At 72.4% G+C, this 23,939-nt stretch carries 22 protein-coding genes and 1 pseudogene; 12 read left to right on the top strand and 11 right to left on the bottom strand.

Annotated features, from left to right (window positions below; genetic code table 11):
- Positions 1-7: 7 nt before the first annotated feature.
- From FF36_RS10675 to FF36_RS10660, 4 genes are all read right to left on the bottom strand, one after another.
- Entirely contained in the window at positions 8-2,107 is a 2,100-nt protein-coding gene (locus FF36_RS10675) for a TerD family protein (protein ID WP_044884849.1), read from the bottom strand.
- Positions 2,108-2,281: 174 nt separating this feature from the next.
- Positions 2,282-3,046, bottom strand: coding sequence for an SDR family oxidoreductase (locus tag FF36_RS10670; protein ID WP_044884908.1), 765 nt, complete (start codon positions 3,044-3,046; stop codon positions 2,282-2,284).
- A 126-nt stretch (positions 3,047-3,172) separates the two neighbouring features.
- Positions 3,173-3,934, bottom strand: a complete 762-nt coding sequence (locus FF36_RS10665; protein ID WP_044884848.1) for a class I SAM-dependent methyltransferase — start codon at positions 3,932-3,934, stop codon at positions 3,173-3,175.
- A 191-nt stretch (positions 3,935-4,125) separates the two neighbouring features.
- Positions 4,126-5,004 carry a TIGR03621 family F420-dependent LLM class oxidoreductase gene (locus FF36_RS10660; RefSeq protein WP_082121818.1) on the bottom strand — a complete coding sequence of 293 codons (879 nt, stop codon included), beginning with the start codon at positions 5,002-5,004 and terminating at the stop codon, positions 4,126-4,128.
- 209 nt (positions 5,005-5,213) lie between these two features.
- Between FF36_RS10660 and FF36_RS10655 the strand changes: the two genes are divergently transcribed.
- Positions 5,214-5,894, top strand: a complete 681-nt coding sequence (locus tag FF36_RS10655; protein ID WP_044884847.1) for a YdcF family protein — start codon at positions 5,214-5,216, stop codon at positions 5,892-5,894.
- Between the two features lie 10 nt (positions 5,895-5,904).
- A complete protein-coding gene (locus tag FF36_RS10650; protein ID WP_044884846.1) occupies positions 5,905-6,297 on the top strand; it encodes an RNA-binding S4 domain-containing protein in 393 nt (130 codons plus the stop codon).
- A gap of 128 nt (positions 6,298-6,425) precedes the next feature.
- Here FF36_RS10650 and FF36_RS10645 read toward each other — a convergent pair whose 3' ends face one another.
- Positions 6,426-6,722: a MarR family transcriptional regulator gene (locus FF36_RS10645; protein ID WP_082121817.1), complete on the bottom strand. Its 297-nt coding sequence runs from the start codon at positions 6,720-6,722 to the stop codon at positions 6,426-6,428.
- Positions 6,723-6,858: 136 nt separating this feature from the next.
- Here FF36_RS10645 and FF36_RS10640 point away from each other — a divergent pair, with 136 nt between their 5' ends.
- Positions 6,859-7,527, top strand: coding sequence for a hemerythrin domain-containing protein (locus FF36_RS10640; protein WP_199865366.1), 669 nt, complete (start codon positions 6,859-6,861; stop codon positions 7,525-7,527).
- A gap of 251 nt (positions 7,528-7,778) precedes the next feature.
- On the opposite strand, the gene FF36_RS31450 is transcribed toward FF36_RS10640, so the two are convergent.
- Positions 7,779-8,387: a TetR/AcrR family transcriptional regulator gene (locus FF36_RS31450; RefSeq protein WP_052681040.1), complete on the bottom strand. Its 609-nt coding sequence runs from the start codon at positions 8,385-8,387 to the stop codon at positions 7,779-7,781.
- 221 nt (positions 8,388-8,608) lie between these two features.
- Here FF36_RS31450 and FF36_RS10630 point away from each other — a divergent pair, with 221 nt between their 5' ends.
- Both FF36_RS10630 and FF36_RS10625 read left to right on the top strand, forming a co-directional pair.
- Positions 8,609-9,061, top strand: coding sequence for a pyridoxamine 5'-phosphate oxidase family protein (locus tag FF36_RS10630; protein ID WP_044884845.1), 453 nt, complete (start codon positions 8,609-8,611; stop codon positions 9,059-9,061).
- A gap of 177 nt (positions 9,062-9,238) precedes the next feature.
- Complete coding sequence (locus FF36_RS10625) at positions 9,239-10,846, top strand: MFS transporter (protein WP_044884844.1); 1,608 nt, start codon at positions 9,239-9,241, stop codon at positions 10,844-10,846.
- Positions 10,847-10,888: 42 nt separating this feature from the next.
- Here FF36_RS10625 and FF36_RS10620 read toward each other — a convergent pair whose 3' ends face one another.
- Positions 10,889-11,788 (bottom strand): universal stress protein, encoded by a 900-nt coding sequence (locus tag FF36_RS10620; protein ID WP_242418642.1) that lies wholly within the window; start codon positions 11,786-11,788, stop codon positions 10,889-10,891.
- Between the two features lie 903 nt (positions 11,789-12,691).
- Here FF36_RS10620 and FF36_RS10615 point away from each other — a divergent pair.
- Positions 12,692-14,461: a GAF domain-containing sensor histidine kinase gene (locus tag FF36_RS10615; RefSeq protein ID WP_044884843.1), complete on the top strand. Its 1,770-nt coding sequence runs from the start codon at positions 12,692-12,694 to the stop codon at positions 14,459-14,461.
- Between the two features lie 129 nt (positions 14,462-14,590).
- Here the strand turns inward: FF36_RS10615 and FF36_RS10610 are convergent, their stop codons facing one another.
- The gene (locus FF36_RS10610) at positions 14,591-15,949 is read right to left on the bottom strand and encodes an ABC transporter permease (RefSeq protein ID WP_044884842.1); all 1,359 of its coding nucleotides are present in this window, start codon (positions 15,947-15,949) and stop codon (positions 14,591-14,593) included.
- 155 nt (positions 15,950-16,104) lie between these two features.
- Here FF36_RS10610 and FF36_RS37650 point away from each other — a divergent pair.
- Both FF36_RS37650 and FF36_RS37645 read left to right on the top strand, forming a co-directional pair.
- Positions 16,105-16,552: pseudogene (locus FF36_RS37650) on the top strand (TetR/AcrR family transcriptional regulator); the annotation flags it as partial.
- Between the two features lies 1 nt (position 16,553).
- Positions 16,554-16,791, top strand: a 238-nt coding sequence (locus FF36_RS37645) for an acyl-CoA-like ligand-binding transcription factor (RefSeq protein ID WP_479686779.1), incomplete at its 5' end; no start/stop codon positions are given.
- A 25-nt stretch (positions 16,792-16,816) separates the two neighbouring features.
- On the opposite strand, the gene FF36_RS10600 is transcribed toward FF36_RS37645, so the two are convergent.
- Both FF36_RS10600 and FF36_RS10595 read right to left on the bottom strand, forming a co-directional pair.
- The gene (locus tag FF36_RS10600) at positions 16,817-17,557 is read right to left on the bottom strand and encodes a DUF427 domain-containing protein (RefSeq protein WP_044884840.1); all 741 of its coding nucleotides are present in this window, start codon (positions 17,555-17,557) and stop codon (positions 16,817-16,819) included.
- A gap of 80 nt (positions 17,558-17,637) precedes the next feature.
- The gene (locus tag FF36_RS10595) at positions 17,638-18,825 is read right to left on the bottom strand and encodes a PP2C family protein-serine/threonine phosphatase (protein ID WP_044884839.1); all 1,188 of its coding nucleotides are present in this window, start codon (positions 18,823-18,825) and stop codon (positions 17,638-17,640) included.
- 282 nt (positions 18,826-19,107) lie between these two features.
- On the opposite strand from FF36_RS10595, the gene FF36_RS10590 reads away from it, so the two are divergent.
- Entirely contained in the window at positions 19,108-20,487 is a 1,380-nt protein-coding gene (locus tag FF36_RS10590) for an aldehyde dehydrogenase family protein (RefSeq protein ID WP_044884902.1), read from the top strand.
- Between the two features lie 79 nt (positions 20,488-20,566).
- Here FF36_RS10590 and FF36_RS34865 read toward each other — a convergent pair whose 3' ends face one another.
- A complete protein-coding gene (locus tag FF36_RS34865) occupies positions 20,567-20,899 on the bottom strand; it encodes a hypothetical protein (protein WP_044884838.1) in 333 nt (110 codons plus the stop codon).
- Between the two features lie 436 nt (positions 20,900-21,335).
- On the opposite strand from FF36_RS34865, the gene FF36_RS10580 reads away from it, so the two are divergent.
- From FF36_RS10580 to FF36_RS10570, 3 genes are all read left to right on the top strand, one after another.
- The gene (locus FF36_RS10580) at positions 21,336-22,205 is read left to right on the top strand and encodes an NAD-dependent epimerase/dehydratase family protein (protein ID WP_044884837.1); all 870 of its coding nucleotides are present in this window, start codon (positions 21,336-21,338) and stop codon (positions 22,203-22,205) included.
- 64 nt (positions 22,206-22,269) lie between these two features.
- Positions 22,270-22,941, top strand: a complete 672-nt coding sequence (locus FF36_RS10575; RefSeq protein ID WP_044884901.1) for an aldo/keto reductase — start codon at positions 22,270-22,272, stop codon at positions 22,939-22,941.
- 136 nt (positions 22,942-23,077) lie between these two features.
- Positions 23,078-23,881 carry an MBL fold metallo-hydrolase gene (locus tag FF36_RS10570; protein WP_044884836.1) on the top strand — a complete coding sequence of 268 codons (804 nt, stop codon included), beginning with the start codon at positions 23,078-23,080 and terminating at the stop codon, positions 23,879-23,881.
- The last annotated feature ends 58 nt before the right edge of the window (positions 23,882-23,939 follow it).

Raw genomic sequence — 23,939 nt, 5'->3', positions numbered from 1 at the left:
CTGCCGGTCAGGCCTCGTCCGCCGGGGAACCTCCGCCCACCTGGCCGTTCCACTCGCGAAGATTCTGCACGACCTCCTCGTAGAACTTCTCCAACGTCTCCGTCACGGACGTGACGAACGTTCCCTTCCCGACCCCGCGTTTTGTCCCGAGCGGAGCGCTCAGGGAAATGCGGAAAGCACGTATCTCGCGCCCGGAGTCGGAAATCATGATCTCCGGCTTCTGGCGGACGAGGGCGAGCAGCTCGGCGCGGGCCGCCTCCCGCGAGCCCTGTTCGAAGGACTCGATGCGCAGGTTTCCATTCGCATCGCCGAGCTGTCGCAGAATCCACCTGATCCGTGTCGTCGGGCGACCCTGCCGTGGTGCGTCGATGTTCACCGCCCAGACGAGCCGACCGGCCCGCAGGTCCGCGCTGACCGCCAGCGGACCGACCGTTCCGGGAATCCGCAGCGCGGCGGAGAGCGTTCCTTGCCGGCACAGCTCGTCAGCCAGCGCCTGCCGCCGCACCGCGGCGTCGGCGCGACGGCCCGCCTGCGGAAGCACCTCGACGCCGAGCAACCCGCCGAGGTGCAGACACAGGAAGTGGACAAGTTGATCGAAGCGTTCCGCGACCGACGGCAGACCCCGATCGGTCGGCAGCAGCGTGCCCGCCGCCACACTGTCCCGCACCGGCACCCACGAAGATCCCATGTCCTCAAACGTCTGCGCGCCGGAGCGGGCGTGGTCCAGATAGCGGAAGAATTCCCCCAGAACATACTCCTGGGTGCGATCCGCCACCAGGTCGTTTTCAAGGAGAAGCTGACAGCGGAATCGGATGTCGGCCCATGAGAGGTGGTGCACCGCCACCTTTCTGGTCCTGCGCCCATCGATGCCGACCGGATGCCTCTCATCCGCGGTCGTAATCAGGTTCGAGATGGTGATCACCGCGTCGAACTGCTGGTCCCGGGCGATGTCGAGATACGCGCCGACCTGATCCGCGGTGAGTTCGCCGGCTCCGGTCTTGACCTCGACCAGCGCCGTCCAGCTCCGCTGGCCTCTCGTGACTCTGATCAGTCCATCCGGAATGTAGGGCTTGTCATCCCGATTGAAGGGCACCTCGATGAACGTCGTTATCTGACCGGCGGGCGCACCGAACCGCGTCGTCATCGAGCGTCCGAACTCCCGGACCGAGCCGATCACGGCAAGCAACGCGGAGGTCGCGCGCCGTTCCTGCTCCGCAGCCCCCCCGATGCCCGCCACCGGAAAGAGCCGGGCGGGCTGCCACCGGTCCTCCGAACCCGCCTCGAGGGCCCGCCGTCCCTTGGAGGCCGACAGTCGACGAGCGGGCAGTCGCTTACGCGTCGTCACCGTGTGGGCGCGACGTCCTCCAGCCCGCGTCTCCCGCGCCGCGGCGGCACCCGAGTCGACCGGACCCGACACGCCGGCGATCTCTCGCGGCTCGACGACTGGAGGGTCCACCGGGGCCGGATCCGTGCGGCCCGCGCCCGGTTCGCCGCCCTCGGCCACGCCACCGTCGCTCGCCTCGTCCTCGGTGTCGACCTCGACGCCGTATTCCGTGACGAGGGTACCGAGCCCGGTGTCATAGCCCTGTCCCACCGCGCGGAACTTCCACTGCCCGGCGCGGCGGTAGATCTCGCCGAGAACGAAGGCGGTCTCCCGATGGGCAGCCGCGACAGTAAAACTGAGCAGCTCTACCGCGTCCGAGCCACGCAGCATACGAAGTCGGAGATAGTCGAGTTCCTGAATGGACCCCTCGGCGCCGTCGAGGCTCGCCGCAAGCAGTACCCGCTCGACGCTGTCGGGCACGTCGTCCATGTCGACGTCGACAATGTCGGAGTACGCCACCGAAGGACCTTCCGGGGTCCGGGTCTTGCCCCGCAGCCTGACCGCACCACCCGCCCCCGACGGCTGATTGTAAAAAATCAGATCGTCGTTGGAACGAACCTTGCCATCATCCCCCAGCAGGAGAACGCTGACATCGGCATCGAGCGGATACTCCGCCCTGATGGCCCATTCCAGGATGACCGAGATGGAACCGAGTTCGTCGGCCAGGGCACTGAGGACAACGTTTTCCCCCTTGCGCGTGGCCGCAACCGTCGCAGCGCACATGTCGGGATGTTATCCCCGCAGCAAGCGAGACCGGCATTGTCATCGCAAGAACAACGGACCACCTCGGTCATCTACGGTTGGCCACGCACATCGCACCCGATGGGGGTTGTCCGGAATCCGACCGACGTCAACGTCAGAAGGCCGAATGTGAACCGATTAGGACAATTCGGNCATTCACCGCACCTGCTCGGTGGGGCGGATGAGGATCTCGTTGACGGCGACGCGGCGGGGGCGGGTGACGATGTAAGCGATCGCGTCGGCGATGTCCTCCGCCTCGAGTTTCTCGACGTCGGTGAACACGCGCATCGCCGTCTCGCGGATCTCCTCGCGCAGGTGGTCGGCGAGCTCGGTGACGGTCGCGCCGGGCTCGACCACGGACACCCGCACGTGCCGTTCGGTGACCTCCTGGCGCAGCGACTCGGTGAAGGCGTTCACGCCGAACTTGGTGAGGTTGTAGACGCCGGAGTTCGGCGTCGCCCGCCGGCCCGCCACGGAGCTGACGTTGACCAGGTCCGCCACGTTGCGGGGGCCGGAGTCGGCGGCGGTGAGCAGGTGGGGCAGCGCGGCGTGCGCGACGTACAGCAGCCCCTGCAGGTTGAGCGCGACCATCCGGTCCCACTCCGCGGTGGGGGCGTCGACGATCGGGCCGAGCAGCATGACCCCGGCGTTGTTCACGACGGTGTCCAGCCGGCCGAGTTCGGCGACGGTCCGCTCGACCGCGTCGATCGCCTGCCGCTGGTCGGTGATGTCGGTATCGAGGACGAGCGCCTTCCCGCCCTCGCCCTGGATCTCGGCGGCGAGCTGCTCCAGCCGCTCCTTGCGGCGCGCGACGAGCGCGACCGCCGCACCCCGGCGGGCCAGCTCCCGACCGGTCGCGGCTCCGATGCCGCTGCTCGCCCCGGTCACGAGTGCGACGGTGCCAGTCAGATGTTCAGCCATCATGTCCTCCTGCGCCTGCTCGCTGGCACGAATGCGTGCTCGGTGAGGACGCTATTGATTCGAGCGCACGCCAAGTCAACGCAGGCAAAGACGCTGTGCGCCGAAAAGAGCCATGCGTACGTCACGTCATTGCGGGCGGCGGGCCTCGATGAGGAAGCGGGTGGTACGGGCGGTGAACGGGCCGGTCGTGCGGATCCGCTCGTGCAGTGCGGCGAGGCGCTCGCGGTACCGCTCGATGGTGAATCCGGGAACGATCCAGATCACCTTGCGCAGGAAGTAGATGACGGCGCCGATGTCGCGGAACTCGGTGTGCAGCGACTCCATCCGCAGGTCGACGACCTCCAGTCCGGCGGCGCGGGCGGCGTCGCGCGCGCCGTCAGGATGGCGCCGGCCACGTACGGCGGCCGGCTGGGGCCCGAGGAAGTACTCGGACAGCTCGCCGACGCTGGCCGGGCCGACCTGCTGGGACAGATAACCGCCGCCGGGGCGCAGCACCCGGGCGATCTCCGACCAGCAGGTGGCCACCGGGTGCCGGCTGACGACGAGATCGAACGTCGCGTCGGCGAACGGAAGGGTGTGATCACTGTCCGCGGCGACGAGATGGACGCCGCGGGGGCGTAGCAGCGCCGCCGCCCGGGCGATGTTCGGCGGCCAGGACTCGACGGCGACCGTGTGCCGCGCCAGGTGCTCGACCCCGGCGAGCACCTCACCGCCGCCGGTCTGCACGTCGAGGGCGACATCGGCGCGGGCCATCCGCTCGCCCATCAGGCGGGCATACCCCCACGACGGCCGCTGCTCGCTGGCCCGGCCGTCCAGCCAGGAGAAGTCCCACCCATCGACGGGCGCTGCGGCGGCCTCGTCGACCAGCTCCTCGAACCCGCGCGGCATCGCCCGATCATGGCAGACAGGTCGACCGCTGACGACCGAGTTTCCGCCGGTCACCGGTCACGCCATGCAGCGGCCCACGACCACGACCACGCCCCGGCCACGACCATGGCCGGACCGGACCGGACCCACGAACCGGCGGTTCCGCGGAACCGCGGAACCGCGGAACCGGCGGCCAGTGGCCGGTGGCGCGCTCAGTCGCGGCGCAGTGCGGCGATCACCGGGGCGAACGCCTCCAGCGCGGGCTGCAGCACGGTGAAGTAGGTGATGCCGAACCGCTCGCGCAGGCCGCGCACCTGGTCGGCGATCTGCTCGACGGAGCCGACCAGTAGCGCCGGCACCGTGGGGATCTCCTTGGCGCTCAGGTACGGCAGCCGGGACGCCCAGGCCGCCAGTGCCGCCTCCTGGTCGTCGGTGACGGCGACATCCTGGAAGAGCAGGTTGCGCTCCACCTCGCCGGCCCGGTCGCCGGCGACCTTCTCGAAGAACGCGATCCGCTCGGCGAACGCGGCGCCGGACAGCAGCCGCAGGTTCGTCGGGTTCGCCGGGTCGGAGGAGGCGCCGGTGAACGCGGCGATGTTCGCCCGGCGCGCCGCCAGGGTGAGCATCCGGTTTCCGTTGCAGCCAATGACCAGCGGCACCGGCCGCTGCACCGGCTGCGGCGCGCTGGCGGGGTCGCCCAGCACGCCGTACACCGCGTCGATGACCCGCTCGAGGGTATCGACGCGGTCCCGCGCGGTGCCGAACGGGATGCCGGCGGCGGTGAACTCCTCGGCGACGTAACCCGTGCCGACGCCGAGCTCCAGGCGCCCCGCCGTCAGCACGTCGGTGGTCGCGACCTCGCGGGCCAGCAGCACCGGATTGTGGAAGGCCGCGTTGAGGACGAAGGTGCCAAGCCGCAGGCCGGTGGCGGCCCCGGCCGCGACCAGCGCGGGGAAAGGCGCGGGCAGCCCGAGGTGGTCGGGGATGAGCAGAACGTCGTAGCCCAGCTCCTCGGCCCGGCGGGCAGCCGTCGACCACTCCCCCGGCGCCGAGACCGCGAACATGTTCACTCCGAACCGGAACGGCCGCACGGTCGACTTCCCCTCTGGCCCGCCTGCCGTCGTCGCGCCGGTTCCCGGGGCTCCCCGCCCGCGCATCCACACCGATCGGCAGCGTCACGATTACCCTACTGCGCCAACGACCGCAGCATGATCATCGTCTGCCACGGGCCGACAGGGACATCCGTCGCATCACCCGCCGAACCGACGCACAGCGGTCGGGCTCGGTGTTGTATACCGGCGTGACCGCGACCCGCGCCGCCCGGCTCCGACCATGGGCACGACGGCTGAGCGTCGCCGTCGCCGTCGCCTCCACCCCGGTCGTCCTCGCCGAGGCGCTGAGCTGGGTGGCGTCGCGCCAGCTGCGCGGCGATGGACGGGCCCACCCGGCGGGGCGGGGCGCTCAGGCGGTCATCGTCCTCGGTTTCCCGTCGACCCGCGCGGGCACGCTGCATCCGCTCCAACGCTGGCGCACGGAGATCGGCGTGCGCTCCCTCGCCCCGGACGCGGACAGCCTGCTGATCTTCACCGGCGGCGGGCCGCCCGGCGCGGTGACCGAGGCACAGGCCATGGCCGGGTACGCACGGGACACGCTCGGCGTGCCCGCGGCGAAGATCCGGCTGGAGACCGCGGCCCGCACCACCTGGGAGAACATCACGTTCGCGGTGCCGATCGCCGAGTCGGCACGGACGCTCACGATCGCCTCGGATCCGCTGCACGCGGCGCGCGGGCGGCGGTACCTGCACCGGCTACGGCCCGACCTCGCTGACCGGCTCGTGCCCGCCGACGACTACCAGGTGCTCGACCACTGGTGGCTCAAACTGCCCATCGCCGGCTACGAGCTCGCCCGGGCGGCGCTGCGCGCGGCCCAGCGGCACGCACCGGCCACGCTGCCCAAGGCCCATCGCCCTCGGGGTTCGTAGAGTCGCGCCTATGGCGCCACCGGAGGACTCCGTCCGGGCCGACACGTGGATCTGGTGCGTGCGGCTGGTCAAGACCCGCGCGCAGGCAACGGAGGCCTGCCGCGCCGGCCACGTCCGACTCAACGGCGAGCGGATCAAGCCCGCGCACCTGGTGCGCGCGGGAGACGAGATCCGGATCCGGCTCGCCGGGCGGGAACGGATCGTCGTCATCACGAAGGTGCTGCGCAAGCGGGTCGGGGCGCCGGTCGCGGCCGAGTGCTTCGTCGACCACAGCCCCCCGGTGCTGCGCGATCCGACCCCGACGGTGGCCGTGCGCGACCGGGGCGCGGGCCGGCCGACCAAGCGCGACCGCCGGGTGCTGGAACGGCTGCGCGACCAGCCCCGCCCGCCGGGACCGCTCTGACCGTCCAGCGCCCCCGGACGGTCGGGGGCGAGGTGCAGGATTACGGCCTGCGGGAATGTCCCAGGGCGATGTTCCGTGCCGCGTTCACGTCGGCATTCGCCTGACACCCGCAGGCCCGGCGAGCGCGGTCACCTGGCTGAGTCGAGTCGAGTTGCATCGAGTTGCGTCGGATCAGGTGTCGGCCAGCCGCTGCGTTCGAGCCGGTCGAGGATGCCGGTCATTGTGGCCGGGTGTAGCCCGACGCGGCGCGCGAGGGCGTTCGGGCTGAGCGGACCAAACCGATCGGCGAGGTCGAGGCAGTCGAGATCGATGTCCTTGCGCTCAGGGTGCGTTCCGACGTGATCGTTGAGCACCGACGACTGGATGCCCAGCTCCCGCAGTAATTCCTTGATCGAAACGTCCAGCCGTCGTCGGTGACACTTCACGTCCGCGTCTGGCCTCCTATGGTGATACCGTGCCCATATCGCCCATATCGTATCGTATGGGGTGTTAAGGACAAGGTACCCGGATCACCGATACCGGCGCGGGTCCAGCGGCAGGAAGAACATTTCATGATCTTGCTTGCCGGAGTTCTTCACCTCGACGCACGGAAAGGCACCGACCATGTCTGTTTCGCAGCAAGAAGAGCTCGATTTCAGCATGATGTACGCGACGCACGACGCCTTCCGGCGGGACCTCAAGCGTTTCGAGGCCGCGGCTGCCGCAGGGAAGGGCGGCAACCCCAAGATCCTGGCCGGCTGGGAGAACTTCAAGACCCAGCTCCTCATCCACCACGGCGTCGAGGATTCCTACCTGTGGCCGCGCGTGGAAAACGCCGTGGCGGGACGGGCCCACGACCTGGCCCTGCTGAAGGACATGAAGGACGAGCATGCCCAGCTCGACCCGTTGCTCGCCAGAGTCGACGAGGCGCTGGCCGGCCGGGCGGCCGACCTCGCCGACCGGATCCGCGATGTCGCGGCGGTACTCGGCGATCATCTGACGCACGAGGAGGATAGTGCCCTTCCGCTCATCCAGGCCGTCCTGCCGCGTGCGGAATGGGACGGGATGAGTGGCGCCATGGCTCGCCGCGAGGGCGTCAAGGGGGCTGCCTATTTCGTTCCGTGGGTCCTCGAGGAGAAATCACCGGCCGAGCGGCAGCGGATCCTCGCGAGGCTGCCCGCCCCCGCCCGGCTCCTCAACCGACTGCTGTGGCAGCCGCGTTACCTGCGGCGCAATCTTTGGAACGGCTGACCCGCGGAACCCGTCGGAACGGCTGGCCCGCAGTTCCCGTCGACCACGACTGCAATGCCGGGACCCGCGATCCCACGCCGGCGATGCGCATCGGCCTTCGGCGACCGCGGCTGGTCCTTCGATGATGACGAGAACCGGCTGAGTCGGACCACTGCGGACGCGCTTCTCGCCTGACGGTCCACCGGTGGCGGCCAAAGGTCAGCCGATCCCGCCCACGTGGTCGGGATGCCGGACCGGACCGGCCCGGCCGGTCAGATCAGGCCGACCGCGCCGCGCACAAGCCGCTGGGTGGCCCGGACAAGGCGGTCGTCGCTGAGCCGGTAGTCATGCCGGAACGCCCTGTCGAAGGCGTGCATGGTCGTGAAGAACAGCACCGCGGTCGCCTCCACGTCCTCGACGTGGTACGCGCCGGCGGCAACACCGGCGGTGAGCAGAGCGGCGATCGCCTCGACGAGGCGGTGATGGGCGGCGGTGTGGCCCAACTCCTGCGCGGCGGGACCCTCCCGGGGGTCCGCGTGGGCGCCGGGCAGATGCTGGAACAGCACGTCGTGCAGCTTCTCTTCGGCCCGGAAATGCTCGCAGCACACCAGAACCGCGGCGTCGAGCTTGCCCGGCCAGTCCGACCGCTCGGCTGCCGCGGTCGTGACGTGCGCGGCGAACTCGATGGCGAACTTCTCCTGTAGCGCGAAGACCAGTCCGTCCTTGGACGGGAAGTACTGGTAGAACAGGCCCTTGGAGACTCCGGCCCGCCGGGTGATGTCGTCAAGCGTGGCCGCCGCGACCCCCTTGGCCATGAAGATCTCGGCTCCCGCAGCCAGCAGGTCCGCCCGCCGCTCGTCGGCTGGCTTGGTTCTGGGCATCGGCCCACCTCCACCCACGCCCGCCCATGATACGGAGCCCGACTGACCGCCGGTCATTCCATTGACTGACGGTCAGTCGGACCGTAGTCTGCACCCGACGGAGATCAGTTCGTCGCGGACCGCAGCCAGCAGGCAACCTTCGGCCAGGCAAGCCACCGGCCGCAGAACCACCAACCACAGAACCACCGACCGCAGAACCACCGACCCAGGGCAGGACAGCCATGGACGAACGTCTCGCGCGATTCATCGGTGACCACCCGGACGCCGCCATGATCACGTTGCGGCCGGACGGGTCGGCGCACGCCGCGCGCATCGAGGTGGCGCTCGTGGAGGGCCGCCTGTGGAGTTCCGGCGCCCAGGCCCTGACACGGACCGGGAACCTGCGCCGCGACCCGCGCGGGACGCTGTTCGTTTTTGCCCCGCCGCCGGATCCTCGCTGGGCCGGACTGGCGACGACCGTTCGGCTGCTCGACGATCCGGACGCGCCGGACCTGCATGTCCGCCTCATGCGGGCCCGCCACGGCGACGCCGCCCCCGCCGGGATGCTCCTCGCCCACGACGACGCGGTCGGCGGCGACCGTCCCTGGCTGCCGGACGAGTACCGGACGCACGTCCAGGCCGAGCGGCGACTCATCTATGACTTCACCGTGACCCGGGCATACGGGAACTACTGATCTCACCTTCGCCGACCCCACCGTCACGGCCCTGCCACCGCCGCACCCGGTCCCCGGTCACCTCGGGCCGGCGCGAAACGTCAGACCATCACCGTCCGCCGCCGCGGGCGCTCCGGCCGGTTCCGGCAGTCCGGACGCGGCGCGCGGCAAACGATGTTCCAGGCCTCAGGGAGAGCTATGGATCGGAAGTGGTGGACGCTGCTGGTCGTCTGCGGCGCCACGTTCATGCTGTTGCTCGACGTGACGATCGTGATCGTCGCGCTGCCCGAGATCCAGAGCGGTCTGCACGCCGGCTTCGCCGACGTCCAGTGGGTCATCGACGCCTATGCGCTGACCCTGGCGGCGCTGCTGCTGACCGCCGGCTCGCTCGCCGATCTCTACGGGCGCCGGCTGCTGTTCACCATCGGGTTCACGATCTTCACGGCGGGGTCGCTGCTGTGCGGGCTCTCGCAGTCGGCGATCATGCTGATCATCTCGCGGGGCGTGCAGGGCGTGGGCGGCGCCGTGCTGTTCGCGACGTCGCTGGCGCTGCTCGCCCACAGCTTCCGCGGCCGGGACCGGGGAATCGCGTTCGGGGTGTGGGGTGCGGTCACCGGCGTCGCCACGTCGCTGGGGCCCATCCTCGGCGGCCTGATCACCAGCGGCATCAGCTGGCGGGGCATCTTCCTGGTCAACGTGCCGATCGGGATCGTCGCCGTCGCCCTGACAGTGTGGAAGGTCGAGGAGTCCCGGCCGCCGGCGGCGCACCGCCCCGACTGGCCCGGTTTCGCGGTGCTCACCGCGGGGCTCGCCGGCGTGGTCTACGGCCTGATCCGGGCGGGCGAGACGGCCTGGTCGGACACCGGCGTCGTGATCAGCCTGGGCCTGGGCGTCGCGTTCCTCGTCGCGTTCATCGCCGTGGAGGCCAGGGTCGCGCACCCGATGTTCGACCTGTCGCTGCTGCGCACCCCGACGTTCCTCGGCGGGTCGCTCGCGGCGGTCGCGATGAACGGTTCGCTGTTCGCGATGTTCGTCTACCTCGTCCTCTACCTGCAGAACGACCTGGGCTACTCCGCACTCGGGTCGGGCGTGCGGCTGCTGATCGTGAGCGCGGGCAGCTTCGTCGCCGCGACCGCGGCCGGGCGGCTGAGCAGCGTGGTGCCGGCGCGCTGGCTCATCGGTCCCGGCCTGGCGTTGGTCGGCGTCGGCCTGCTGCTCATGTCCGGCCTGGACGCGGGCAGCTCCTGGACGCACCTGATCCCGGGCTTCGTCCTGGCGGGCATCGGCAGCGGGATGGTGAATCCGCCGCTGGCCTCCACCGCCGTCGGGGTGGTGCCGCCGGCGCGTTCCGGCATGGCGTCGGGCGCGAACACCACGTTCCGCCAGATCGGCATGGCGATCAGCATCGCGGCCCTGGGTTCGATCTTCGCGGCCCGGTTGGAAAGCGGCATCAACGGTGCCCTGCGCGGGGTCCCGGCGCTGCGCGGGCAGGGTGGGCGGATCGCCGACACGCTGCGCCGCGGCGACACCGACCAGCTCTTCGCCGCCACGCCCCCGAGCGCCCGCGGCCCGCTGGCCGGCGCGGTCAAGGCCGGCTTCGCCGGTGCGATCAACGACCTGCTCCTCGTCACCGGGATCGTCGCGCTCGTGGGCGCGGTCTGCGCGCTCATCCTCATCCGCCGCAAGGACTTCGTCGCCCAGGGCCAGGCCGACCCCGCTCCGGCCGGCCCCACCTCGACCGGCGGCACGCCCGAGGATTCCCGGACGCCCTCGACCGTCGGTCCCGGGCCGCGACCGGGCGGCTGACCCGCTCACCGGTACCCGGCGTCCGGCCGGACGCCGGCCCGCTCAGCGGATGGGGTCGGGGATGACCGCGACCGGGCATCGCGCGTGGTGCACGCACTGGTGGGCGACCGAGCCCAGCAGCAGGCCGGCGAAACCGCCCTGACCACGGGCGCCGAGGACGAGCAGCCGGGCGTCGGCGGCCTCGGCGAGCAGGCTCCGCGCCGGCCCGCCGAGCGCCAGCCGGGTGTCGAGGGTGACGTCCGCCAGCCCCTCGTCGACCAGTCCCTTGCTGACGCTGTCGTCGAGGACGGCGTGCGCGGACTGTTCGAGCGCCGCCCGGTCGCGCGCGGCGCGGTGACCGGTGGGCAGCAGTGGTGGCTGCCAGGCGTGCACGACCCGCAGCGGTGCCGCGTGCAGCGCGGCCTGCTCGGCGGCCCAGCGCAACGCGGCCAGCGACGCCGCCGATCCGTCCACGCCGACCAGCACGGGCCGGCCGCTGCGGTCGTCCTCGGCGCTGCGGCCGTCCTCGGCGCTGCGGCCGTCCTCGGCGCTGCGGCCGTCCGCCCGGACGACGACGACCGGCCGGGTCGCCTGATGCAGGCAGGCGGCGGAGACCGACCCGACCAGGTACCGGCGCAGCCGGCTGGTCCCCCGGTAGCCGACGACGATCATGTCTGCGCCCGCGCCGGCCGACAGCAACGCCTCGACGGCGTCGGCGTAGACGGCCCGCTCGGTGACGGGCACCGGCCGGCGCGGGTCCTGGGTCCGCTGGACGCACTCCCGCAGCAGCGCCAGGGCGGTTTCCTCGATCGTGTGGGGGCCCGGCGCATAGGCGCGGTCGAGTACCTCGCGCGGGCAGTCGTCCGGGGTCCAGGCCAGGATCGCCTCGAGGCGGTCGCGGCGCAGCCACGCCTCTCCGGCGGCCCAGCGCAGCGCCGCGTCGGCGTCTCTGGATCCGTCCACTCCCACCACGATGCAGCCCGACACCACAAGCTCCAGATCCCCGATTGCCGGCTCCCCGGTCTCCATTCCAGGATGCCTGCCGCGACCCGGGCCGGCGAGTGCGCGGTGGCCCCCGCGGGGGATCCGAACGGCCCGCCGCCGGGGGTGCGTTCGGCCGCCGTCTCCTCCCCGTTCGGGGGGTACCGTGCGGCCGCGAGACCACCTCGGCTGGCCCGATCGGGGCAGGCAGTCCACTCCCCCGCCCGGTCGGGCGGGGCGGCGGCCCGTCCGGGGCATGGTCCGACGACCCGGCCGGTGAAGCCGGCGTCCGCAACGGACGCCCTGGCAGCGAGGGGTGGCAGGCCGCCCTGGGCCGGTCTGGGCCGGTCTGCGGCCGGCACGGTGCGGATCGCAGGGTAGGAAGTGCTCCACGATGTGCGCCTAAGGTCCCTGGGCGCCGGGGTGGGGCGGGGCCGAACATGGCAGATGACGTGTTGACCCGCCGCAGGTCGACCCGGGGCGCGCTGAGGCCGACCGCGCAGCGGCGAAACGGCGAAAGGCGCGCGGCGGGCCGGGATGGCTGACCCGGTGCCTTGGCCGCCGGTCCGGGCTCCGGTCGGTCGACGTGGTGGACAGGAGGCTACCCGTTGAGGGTGCGCGAAGTGAGGACGACGCGGATGCATGCCGTCGAGGCCACGGGACGAACCGCGCAAGCCGAACAGGCCGGGCGTGCCGGGCGTGCCGGGCGTGCCGGGCAGACGCGAACCCCCGCGGAACCGCCCGCGCCAACTCCACGATGACGTGGCGCCCACCACGGACGGATGGCCCCCGCCGGGACCCGCGGCCCATCCTCGCCGGGAACGTCTCGGCCGCGATCCGGATCTCGGCCGCCGCTCGGCGCGGATCGGTTATCGTGCTGGAAGCATGGAGTCCGAACGGGACCTCGCGCCGGCCGGCGCAGGGACCTCCGGGGCGGCCTGCGGGCAGACCTCCCCGTCAGGGTCGTCGGGAGATCTGATCTTCCCCGCTGTCGCTCGGCTCGAACTGGACGAGCTTCTCTCCCAACTGGTGGAGCGGGCCCAGGATGTGTTGGCCACCCAGGGCCGGCTGCGAGGTCTGCTGCGGGCCAACCGGATGGTCACCGCCGACCTCAGCCTCGACGTGGTGCTGCGACGCATCGTCGAGTCCGCCTGCGAGCTGGTCGACGCCCGCTACGGCGCGCTCGGCGTCATCGCCCGCGACGGTCACCTCGAACAGTTCATCCACGTCGGGATGGACCCGGGCCGCGTCGAGGCGATCGGCCGGACCCCCCGCGGCGACGGGGTGCTCGGCCTGCTCATCGCCGAGCCGGGGCCGGTGCGCCTCGACGACATCGCCGACCATCCCCGTGCCGTCGGCTTCCCCGCGGGGCACCCGCCGATGCGGGCGTTCCTCGGCGTGCCGATCAGGGTCCGCAACGAGGTCTTCGGCAACCTCTACCTGACCGAGAAGCGCGGCGGGCGGATCTTCACGGCCGAGGACGAGGAGCTCGTGCTGGCGCTCGCCGCCAACGCCGGCGTGGCGATCGACAACGCCCGCCTGTTCGGCGAGGCCCAGCACCGTCAGCAGTGGTCGCAGGCGTCGGCGGACATCACCCGCCACCTGCTCGCCGACGGCGACGACCCGTTGGAGCTGATCGTCCAACGGGCCCGCGACGTCGCCAGGGCGGACACGACGGCGCTGGCCCTGTGCGACCCGACGGCGCGGGAGCTGTCCTTCGACGTCGCCGAGGGCAACGACGCCGACCTGCTGCGCGGCCAGCGGGTGCCGCTGGAGACGTCGCTGGCGGGGCGGGCGGTGCACGACCGGGCCCCGCTCGTCGTCGCCGATGTGCGCACGCTGGGCGGCTCCGAGATCGACAAGCTCGACGTCGGCCCGATCATGATCGTGCCGCTGATCGCCTCACAGGTCACCTCCGGGGCGCTGATCCTCGGCCGGCGCCGCGGCGGCATCCTGTTCAGCGACGAGGACCTCGAACTCGCCGCCGCGTTCGCCGCCCACGTGGCGCTCGCTCTGGAACTGGCCCGCTCGCGGGCGGCGCGAGGCCGGCTGTCGCTGCTGGAGGACCGCGACCGGATCGCCCGCGACCTGCACGACCACGTGATGCAGCGATTGTTCGCGGTGGCGATGGGCCTGCAGGGCCTGGCCGCCAGCGAGGAGCGGGCGGCGCGCGCGGAGCGGATGAGCACCTATGTCGAGGACCTCGACGAGACCGTGCGGGAGATCCGCCAGACGATCTTCGAGCTGCGCGGCCGGGCCACCCCGGCCACGGGCAGCGGGCTGCGGGCGCAGATCCTCGGGATCATCGACGACATGGCCGGGGCGTTCGGCTTCACCCCGCGGCTGCACCTCGACGGCCCTGTCGACACGGCGATCGACGCCGCCGTCGGCGACCACCTCATCGCCGTGGTGCGCGAGACCCTGTCGAACGCCGCCCGCCACGCCCACGCCCGCGCCGTCGAGGTGACGGTGGCCGTCGCGGACGGCCGGGTGAGCGTGGACGTGGTGGACGACGGGGTCGGCCTGGGACCGACGACGCGGCGCAGCGGGCTGGCGAACCTGCGCGGCCGGGCCGAGAGCCTGGGCGGAACCTTCGCCGTGGAGCCCGGCCCCGCCGGCGGCACCCGGGTGCGCTGGTCGGCGCCCACCGGCTGAACCGGGCGCACCCGCCCCCCGGGCTGCGCCGGCGCGAGTCGCCCGCCGAAACGCCGCCACCCCGCCCCTCCCCCTCGGGCGGAACGGGGAAGGGACGGGGTGCGACGGGGTCGGCTGCGGAGTCGGGTGTCAGGCGCTGCCGCTGCCCGCCGCTGCGCCCGAGACGGCGGCCGCATCGGACTCGACCTCTTCGTCTGCGAACTCGTTGTCACGGGACTCGCCGTCCCGCCGCGGGCCCGCGTTCGTGGTGACGCCGTTCGTGGTGGCGCCGCTGGCGGGGGCGCCGCTGGCGGGGGCATCGCTGGCGGGGGCATCGCTCGTGGTGACGTGGTGCGGGCGGGTGCCGGCGGCGGCCTCGGCCTGCTCGGCCTGGCGGGCCGCCATCGCCGCGCCCTGCGCGGCCAGCATCATCGAGACCGGCTTGCCGCGCTCGGCCCGCAGCCGGGTGCGGCGGTTGAAGAACGGCCGGCCGACCGCGGTGAGCACGATGCCGACCGCCGCGTAGACGCCGATGACCGTCGCGCCGCGGCCGATCCCCGGCCCGGCGTCGTACACGATGCCGCGCAGCACGTCGAGGACACCGGTGCCGAACACGTACGGATGCAGCCACTTGAAGGGCTCCGGCACGAACGCGGCCGGGAACGCCCCGCCCGACGCCGGGATGTTGAGGAAGACGAACAGGATGAGCGCGGCGCCGGTGACGAACCGGCCGATGAAGTAGGACAGGCCGTTGACCACCAGGCCGACCGAGATCGTCGTCAGCCAGCCGAGCAGCCACAGCGACAGGAAGTGGCCGTGCACGGCGCCCACCACCGGACCGGCGAACAGCGTGCCAAGCAGCGAGAACACGAAGCCGGATCCGACGATCAGGCCGAGGCGGACGTGGTGCTTGAGCGTCTGGCCCATCATCCCGATGAACATGCCGACCATGTAGCCGGCGATGGTCCAGACCAGCGCGAGGTAGAAGCCCGAGGTGCCGTAGGAGTCGTGCTTGGGCAGCGGGGCGAGGTCGTCGACGGCGAGGGTGGTGCCCTCGGCCGCCGCCACGGGGGCGAACGTCTGCTGGACGACCTCGGCGAGCTGGAACTGCGCGCCGCTGGCGATGAGCAGCCGGGCCGGCTGGTTCGCCGCGCCGGGGGTGAAGGCCGCCGCCAGGTCGCCGTCGCGCACGTCGCTGCGGGCGGCGTCGACCGAGCCCGCCATCGACACCGACAGCATGCCGTTGCTCGTGCCCTCCAGCCGATCGGCGAGGGTCGCCGCCGCCGGGCCCGTCCCGACCACCGCGACCTTGATGTCCTTCGGCGTCGGCTGGTGGAAGGCGTTGATGTAGCACAGGCAGAAGGCGATGACGAAGACCAGCGGCAGCCAGAGCTGCAGGCCGATCATCTGGACCGGCGGCGAGAGCCGGGAGTACTGCCGCCGGAAGCGCATCCACGGGCCGAGCCCGGTCGCGGGCGCCCCGCTGGACGCCATGGTCTCCGCAGTCATAGGTCACTTTCCCGCGCGTGAAGTCCGATGAGGGGTACAGGAGGGCCAGCGGGCCGGCGCTGTGCCCGGGATGTCGCCCGGGGCTCGGTTCGCTGGGAGGTTCGAGTTCGCTGGGGAGGTTCGACCGGTGGTCGCAGCGAAACTGTAGCCCAAAGATGAGACTCAGTCCAACATGTGAGCCGGGATGCCGGATCTGGTATCCTCGTTTCGTGGTGAAGAACCCCGCGGCAGTCCCCGCCGACGCCGCAACCCCCGCGCGGGGCACCGATCTGCGCAGCCGGACGAGGCGGGCGTTGCAGGCGGAGATCACGGCCGTCGCCTTCGACCTGTTCGACCGACAGGGCTTCGAATGCACGACGATCAACCAGATCGCCGCCGAGGCCGGCCTGTCGCGCAGCAGCTTCTTCCGCTACTTCGCCACCAAGGAGGACGTGGTCCTGCTCGGGGTGGAGGAACGCGGCCTGGTCCTGCGCGACGCGCTCGCCGGCCGTCCCGCGGACGAGACGCCGTGGCAGGCGCTGCGTCAGGCGCTCAACGCGATCATCGGTTTCAACGTCGAGAACCCCGAACGGGCCCTGCGGCTGTCCCGGATGATGGTCGACANGCCGTCGTTGCAGGGCCGCCAGTTGCAGCGCCAGAACAGTTGGCAGCGGCTACTCGCCCCCGAGCTCGCCCGGCGCCTCGCCATCCCGCCGACGGACACGGCCGACCCGCGCCCACGCGCACTGGCCTCCGCGGCGCTCGGCTGCTACGACGCCGCCCTGACGGTCTGGCGCGACTGCGACGGGACGGCCGACCTCGCCGCCCTGCTCGATCAGGCGATGTCCGTCCTGACCGGCTGAGTCCCTGACCGGCTGACCGCGACGGTCAGGGATGCGTGGGCACGCCGTCGACGGACACCGTCACGCGTTCGTCGTAGAAGCAGACCAGGCCGGTGATCCGGGCGCTCTCCGGCAGCGGCGTGCGGTAGGTCCACACGACGTCGTCGTGGCGCCGGCCGTCGACCTCCACCGAGAAGTACTCGGCGTTGCCCTTGTACGGGCAGTGCGTGCGGGTGTCCGAGGGGCGCAGCAGCTCCTGACGGACGTCGACCAGGGGCAGGTAGTAGCGCGGCACCAGGCCGGTCTCGAACAGGATGACCGGGCGGTGGGAGTCTGCGACGACCACCCCGTCGATCTCGACCCGGACGTGCCGGGAGCTGGGCAACGCGTCGATGCGGGTGTAGGGGCTGCGCGGGTGGACGTAGACGGGCTCGTCCTCCTCCAGCCAGCGGTCCATTGCGGCCCAGTCGAAGCGGACCAGGTCCCGCAGTCCCTCCAGCGGGGACTGCGGGTACGCCCAGGCCGCCGCCGGCGCGGTGTGCCCCTCGACGACCACGTCGTAGTAGACGGCCTCGCCGCGGCTCGGGGAGTGCTCCGTGCGGGCGGTAGGCACCAGTTCGGCGACGACGTCGACCCGCGGCAGGTAGTAGGCCGGATAGTGCGGGTTCTCCCAGACCAGCGCCGGGCTGGTGGTGTCGACGACCAGCCGCCCGGCGAGGTAGGCGCGGACCCGCTTGCGCCCCTGCTCCAGCCGGACCCGGCCCCGCGCCTGCTGCGTCGTCGTCATCGGATCTCCCTCCCGTCGCCTCGCCTCAGCGCGCTCGCGTCGGCCCGCTGGTGGGCCTGTCCGCGCCGCGGCGGCGGGCGTCATCGGCCTCGTTCCGAGCAACCGGCGACAGGCCGGGAGCCTTCCCGTGATCCGGCCGGCGCCGGCCACGGGGAACCGGTGCCCGCCCGGGCGGGCTGGTCGGCGACGGGGGCCGTGGCCCGCGTGGGCGGGGCGAACTCGGCGGCCAGCAGGGCGACGTCGTCCCCCAGGGTCGCCTCGGTCCAGCGCCGCAGCGCCGCGACGAGATCGGCCAGTCCCGCGTCGAGCCGCCGGGCCGGGGCGAAGGCGGCCTGGGCGGCCGGCAGCATCGGGAAGAACTCCCGGGTTCGTGGGTGGCGGGCCTCGGCCAGGCCGTCGGTGTAGAACAGGAGCCGGTCGCCCGCGACGAGGCGGCTGCGTACGACGGTGGTGCCGGCCGCACCCAGGCCGAGCGGGGTACGCCGACCGGTCGCGTCGAGCAGGCGCGGCGCGCCCCGGCGCAGCAGCACCGGGTCGGGATGGCCCGCGTTGACCATCTCCAGCCGGGCGCCGTCGATCTGCGCGAACACGGCGGTGACGAAGTCCTCCGGCCCGCCCGAGCGGACCACCTCGGCGTCGAGGGCGGCCACGATCTCCTCCGGGTCGGCCAGGTGGCGGGCGAGAACCCGGAAGGTGGCCATCACCCGGCTGGCAAGCCGGACGGCGTCGAGCCCCTTGCCCCGGGCGTCGCCGACGAGGATCCGCACCCCCCACCGGGTCTGGGTCACCTCGTAGAGATCCCCGCCGACCCGGGCCTGCGCGGCGGCGCTGTCGTAGTTCACGGCCAGGCGCAGATCGCCCAGTCGGGCGGGGACGACGCCGAGGATGGCCCGCTGCGCCACGTCGGCCACCCGGGTGACGTCGCGCAGCTGCGCCTCGCGCAGCTGCCGGTCCCGGCTGGCGGCGACCGCGATGGCGCCGCCGACCGCGATCACCGCCAGCCGGATCAGCTGGGCAACGGGGCTCTCGTGGCCGACCCCGGTGTAGTAGCCGAGCGGGATGGCCTGCAGCGCGCCGAACAGCAGTGCCGCGCCGGCATAGGCGGCGGTCACCCGCGGCCCGGTCAGCGCCGCGGCGAGCAGCGGGCTGATCACCAGACTGGTGATGATCACATAGCGCCGGTCGCCGGTGAGGTCCATGACGACCACGGCGAGCAGGACGACCAGGGGGATGAGCGACCGCCCCCAGCTCGCCTCGGACGAGCCCACCGGCCGCCGCTCGGCGCCACGGCGGCTCGCTGACCTTCTGTCACGAATCACTACTACGAGTATGCGCGCCCCCGCCGCGGCGAGCCCGCCCGAACGGTGGCGAGGTTGCGCCGAGTGGCACGTCTACGGACGAAAATCCGCAATGGCCGTCGGCCCTCGGATGCGCAAGTCTGGCGGGACGGCAGCCGGCGTGGCGCCGGGCTGTGGGTGTCACCGCGCGTCGGGCCCGGCTACATCCGGCACCGAGCGACCAGCGGCTCGACGTCCCTGGAGGGCACCACCATGCAGACCGAGAAGACGCTCGACGCCACCGACGCCGCGAAGATCTTCGATGCGCAACGCCGGCACCGCTGGGTTACGAAGACGTCGACTGTCGAGGAGCGCACCGCGCATCTCACCCGACTGCGGACGGCGATCACCGATCATCTCGACGAGATCCGGGCCGCGCTGCACGCCGACCTGCTGCGCCCCCCGCGCCCGCGAATCCCGTCCGAGGTGGCGGCGGTGCTCGCCGACATCGACGACGCCGTCGCCCACCTCGCCGAGTGGACGGCGCCCACCCCGCTGACCCCGCCGCCGTACCTCGGCACCGGGGCCGCGGAGTTCGTGCAGTACGAGGCCCGCGGGATCTGCCTGCTGTTCGCGCCGTGGAACTTCCCGTTCGGCCTGCTGTTCCAGCCGCTGGTACCGATCATCGCCGCTGGGAACACCGCCATCGTCAAGCCGAACGAGCTCGCCCCGGCCACCTCCGCCATCAGCGCGCGGATCATCCGGGAGGTCTTCGACCCGGAGCACGTCGCCGTGTTCACCGGCGGGGTCGAGCTGGCGAACACGCTGCTGGAGCTGCCCGTCGACCACGTCTTCTTCACCGGCAGCCCCACGGTGGGGCGGGTGGTGATGGCCGGCGCGGCCCGCCATCTCGCCTCGGTCACCCTCGAACTCGGCGGGAAGTGTCCGGCGATCGTCGACGGGACCACCGACCTCGCGACGGCCGCGGCCCAGATCGCGCAGGCCAAGCACACCAACGCCGGGCAGATCTGTCTGTCGCCGGACCATCTGTGGGTGCGCCCGGAAGTCCGCGACGCATTCCTCCGCCATTACCAGACGTGGGTCGACCAGAACCTCTACCGCGAGGGGAGCCTCGTGCCCGAGGCTCTCGGGCGGATCGTCGACCGGCGCAACCTGGAGCGGCTGACCGGCTACCTCGACGACGCGGTCGCCCGGGGCGCGACGCTGGTCGGCGGCGGGGCGCCGGATCCCACCGGGACCGTCCTGCCGCCCTCGGTCCTGCTCGACGTGACCCCCGACATGAAGATCATGACCGAGGAGATCTTCGGGCCGATCCTGCCCGTGCTGACCTTCACCGACCCGGCGCAGGTCGTCGAGCATGTCCGCGCGGGTGGCAAGCCGCTGGCGATGTACGTCTACAGCGACGACCGGGGCCTGGTCGACGCGGTGCTCGCGGGCACGTCATCCGGCGGGGTCACCGTCAACGGCTGGGCACTGCACTTCGTCGACAGCCAGCTCCCCTTCGGCGGGATCGGCACCAGCGGGATGGGCAGCTACCACGGCGTACACGGATTCCGGGAGCTCTCCCACGCCCGATCGGTGTTCCTCGCGCCCGCCCCGCCCGCGCCGACGCCGGCCGGTACGGCGGCATGACCACCGTTCCGCCGCTCGCCGACCCTGTCGGCCCGGCCGGCCCCGCAGTCCCCACCGATCCCGCCGACCTGCGGCTCGATCACCAGCGCAGTGCGCCGAGGCGGTGCGCGGGCTGCTGACCGGCCCGGGTGCCGGCCCGGCTGCCGGCCCGGTCCTGCTGACCCGGGCCGAGCCCGACCAGGCTCGCGCGGCGCTCGCCGCCAACCCCGGCGGGACGGCCACCGGCACCGGGCCGCGGCACGTCCTGCTCGCCTGGCGGCCCGCACCGGCCCGGCCCGGCTTCGTGCCGGTGCTGACGGCCGGCACCGCGGACCTGCCGGTCGCCCGCGAGGTCGCCACCGGGCTCGGCGCCTACGGCTACGAGCCCCAGCTGGTCGGCGACGTCGGCGACGTCGGCGTGGCCGGGCTGCACCGGGTGCTCGCCGAGGCCGACCGCATCCGCGACGCCGACGTGCTGGTCGTCGTGGCCGGCATGGAGGGCGCGCTCGCCAGCGTCGCGGCCGGGCTGACGGCCGCGCCCGTCATCGCGGTCCCACGAGCACGGGGTACGGATCGGGGCTGGACGGTGTCATCGCCCTGCTCGCGATGCACGCCTCGTGCAGCCAAGGCTCAGGTGCGGGCGGCGTCGCGGGCCTGGGGGCTGGTGACGGCAGACAAGCCGGCCGCGGCCTGCCTGTCCAGCCGGATCGCCTACGGGCTGAGCACGCCCACAACCCGGACGCCGACGGCCGATGAACGTGTCATCAGGTGTCATCTTCGGCGTAAGGTGACACGTCGGGCGTCGCGCGATCCCGCCTTCGCGGCTGCACGCCCAGCAGACAGCCAACCCACAGCGGACAGGAGCGGCCGTGCGAGTTCTGGTCACCGGATCCCGAGGCAAGATCGGCTCCCGCGTCGTGGCGCGGCTGGGCGCCGACGGCCACCAGGTCGCCGGGACGGACATCGTCGCCGCCCACTACGGCCCGCCGTTCGACCCCTACCTGCGCGCCGACCTCACCGACTACGGGCAGGCCATCGCCGTTGTCCTGCGCACCCGTCCCGACGTCGTCATCCACACCGCGGGCATCCCCGAGCCCTCGCACGACCCCGGGCACGTCATCTTCGCGACCAACACCCAGTCGACGTACAACATCGCCGAGGCGATCGCCCGGACCGGCGTGCGCCGCCTGATCTACACCTCCAGCGAGACCGCCCCCGGCTTCGTCACCGCCGAGCGGCCGTTCCTACCCGACTACCTGCCCGTCGACGAGGACCACCCGCTGCGCCCCCAGGACGCCTACGGCCTGTCCAAGGCCCTCGGGGAGAACATCTGCGATGCGCTCGTCCGCCGCAGCGACGCCACCGCCGTCTCCGTGCGCCCCAGCCTCGTGCTGACCCCCGACGCCTACGAGTCCGTCCACGCCGGCGTGACCACCGATCCGCGCCGGGGTGCGTTCAACCAGTGGTCCTACGTCGACGCCGACGACCTCGCCGACCTGATCGCCCTCGCCGCGACCGCCGACACCGCCGGCCACGAGGTCGTCTACGCCGCCCAACCCGACAACATCGCCGGCCGCCCGCTCGCCGAGCTCGCCGCCGAGGTGTTCGGCCCGGACGCCCCACCGCTGCGGGAGCTGGACCGCCCCGACGCCGGCGGCATCTCCATCACGAAGGCCCGCGCCCTGTTCGGCTGGAAGCCCGGCCGCTCGTGGCGCGACCACGCGCACGACGGCGGCTGATCCCCCGACCCGACCCGTGATCCCCCGACCCGACCCGCGGACGCTCCGACGAAGGATGACGCCGATGAAGCACGTACGGCTAGGCCGGACCGGCCTGCACGTCTCCCGCCTGTGCCTGGGCACGATGACCTTCGGCCTGCAGTGCGACGAGGAACGCTCCCGGGCCATCCTCGTCGTCCGCGCGGGCAAGGTCCGCTACGTCGGTGTCTCGAACTACCTCGCCTACCAGCTCGCCCGCGCGATCGGCCGCAGCGAGACGCTCAACCTCGTCCGCTTCGACTCCGCCCAGCCCCGCCACAGCCTGCTGTTCCGCGAGGTCGAACGCGAGCTGTTCCCCCTGTGCCAGGAGGAGGGCGTCGGGGTCATCCCCTACAACCCGCTGGCCGGCGGACTGCTGTCCGGCAAGCACGACCGCACGAAGCCCCCGGCCGACGGCAGCCGGTTCACCCTCGGCACCGCCGCCGACCGCTACCAGCAGCGCTACTGGCAGGAGCGGATGTTCGACACCATCGACGAACTCGCCGCCGTCGCCGCGGACCTCGGCGTGACCCTGCCGACCCTGGCGGTCGCCTGGTCGCTGAGCCAGCCCGCGATCATCGCGCCGATCATCGGCGCCAGCCGCCCCGAGCAACTCGACGCCACCCTCGCCGCCGTGGACCTGCACCTCGACGACGCGACCCGGGAACGCCTCGACAAGATCACCATCGAATACCGCCGCGGTGACGCCGGGATCTGACCGCCGCGGGCGCCCCGTCCCCGATGGCCGTCCCCGGTCGGTGTCCCGGACCACCCCGATGGCAACCCGACGGCGACCCGTTCAGCGACCCCTTCGGCAATCCAATGGCTGACCCCTTCGGCAACAAGGAGTGACGATGAAGGTCGGTGACCTGAACGTTCAGCCCGTGTGGGACGGCGACGCCCGGGTGCGAGCCCGCGACGTACTCACCCCGCCTGGCGGCGACGAGGCCCACTGGGAGTGCAACGCCGAGCACTTCACCGCCGCCGGCGAGTTCGAGATGGCGCTCGGCGGCTTCCTGATCCGCACCGGCGACCAGGTCGTCCTCGTCGACGCCGGACTCGGCCCGCTCTCCGCCCGCGGCTTCCACGGCGGCCACCTCCTCGACAGCCTCACCGCGCTCGGCGTGCGGCCCGCCGACGTCACCGACGTGCTGCTCACCCACCTGCACGGTGACCACACCGGCTGGACCGCGCTCGAGGACCGGCCGGTCTTCCCGAACGCCACCTACCGCTGCCACGCCGCCGACTGGCACCACTTCGTCGACGGGCCGCAGCCCGACCGGCGCACCGCGGCGAAGCTGGCGCCGATCACCGGACAGGTCGAGCTGTTCGACACCGACCTCACCCTCGCCCCCGGCATCGACGCCCGCCACACCCCCGGCCACACCCCCGGCTCGACGATCTTCGTCGTCTCCAGCGGCCAGCACCGCGCCCTGCTGCTCGGCGACGTCGCCCACTCCCCCCTCGAACTCCTCGACGCCGGCTGGGAGACCGTCTACGACACCGACAGCCTCGCCGCCCAGGCCGCCCGCGCCCGCCTCATCGACGAGATCGAGTCCGACGGCACCCCCGTCGCCTCCCCGCACTTCGCCGGCCTGCGCTTCGGCCGCGTCCTCGCCGGCACCACCAGCCGCCGCTGGCTCTACCTCGACCACTGACGATCTTCGACTCCCGACGGCCTCGCCCCACCGACGCCGATCGCGGTGGGGCGGCCGG

Source organism: Frankia torreyi (assembly GCF_000948395.1).
Classification (GTDB): Bacteria; Actinomycetota; Actinomycetes; order Frankiales; family Frankiaceae; genus Frankia; species Frankia torreyi.
The sequence above is the reverse complement of the archived record's forward strand: the minus strand, read 5'-3'. Positions and strand labels throughout refer to the sequence as shown.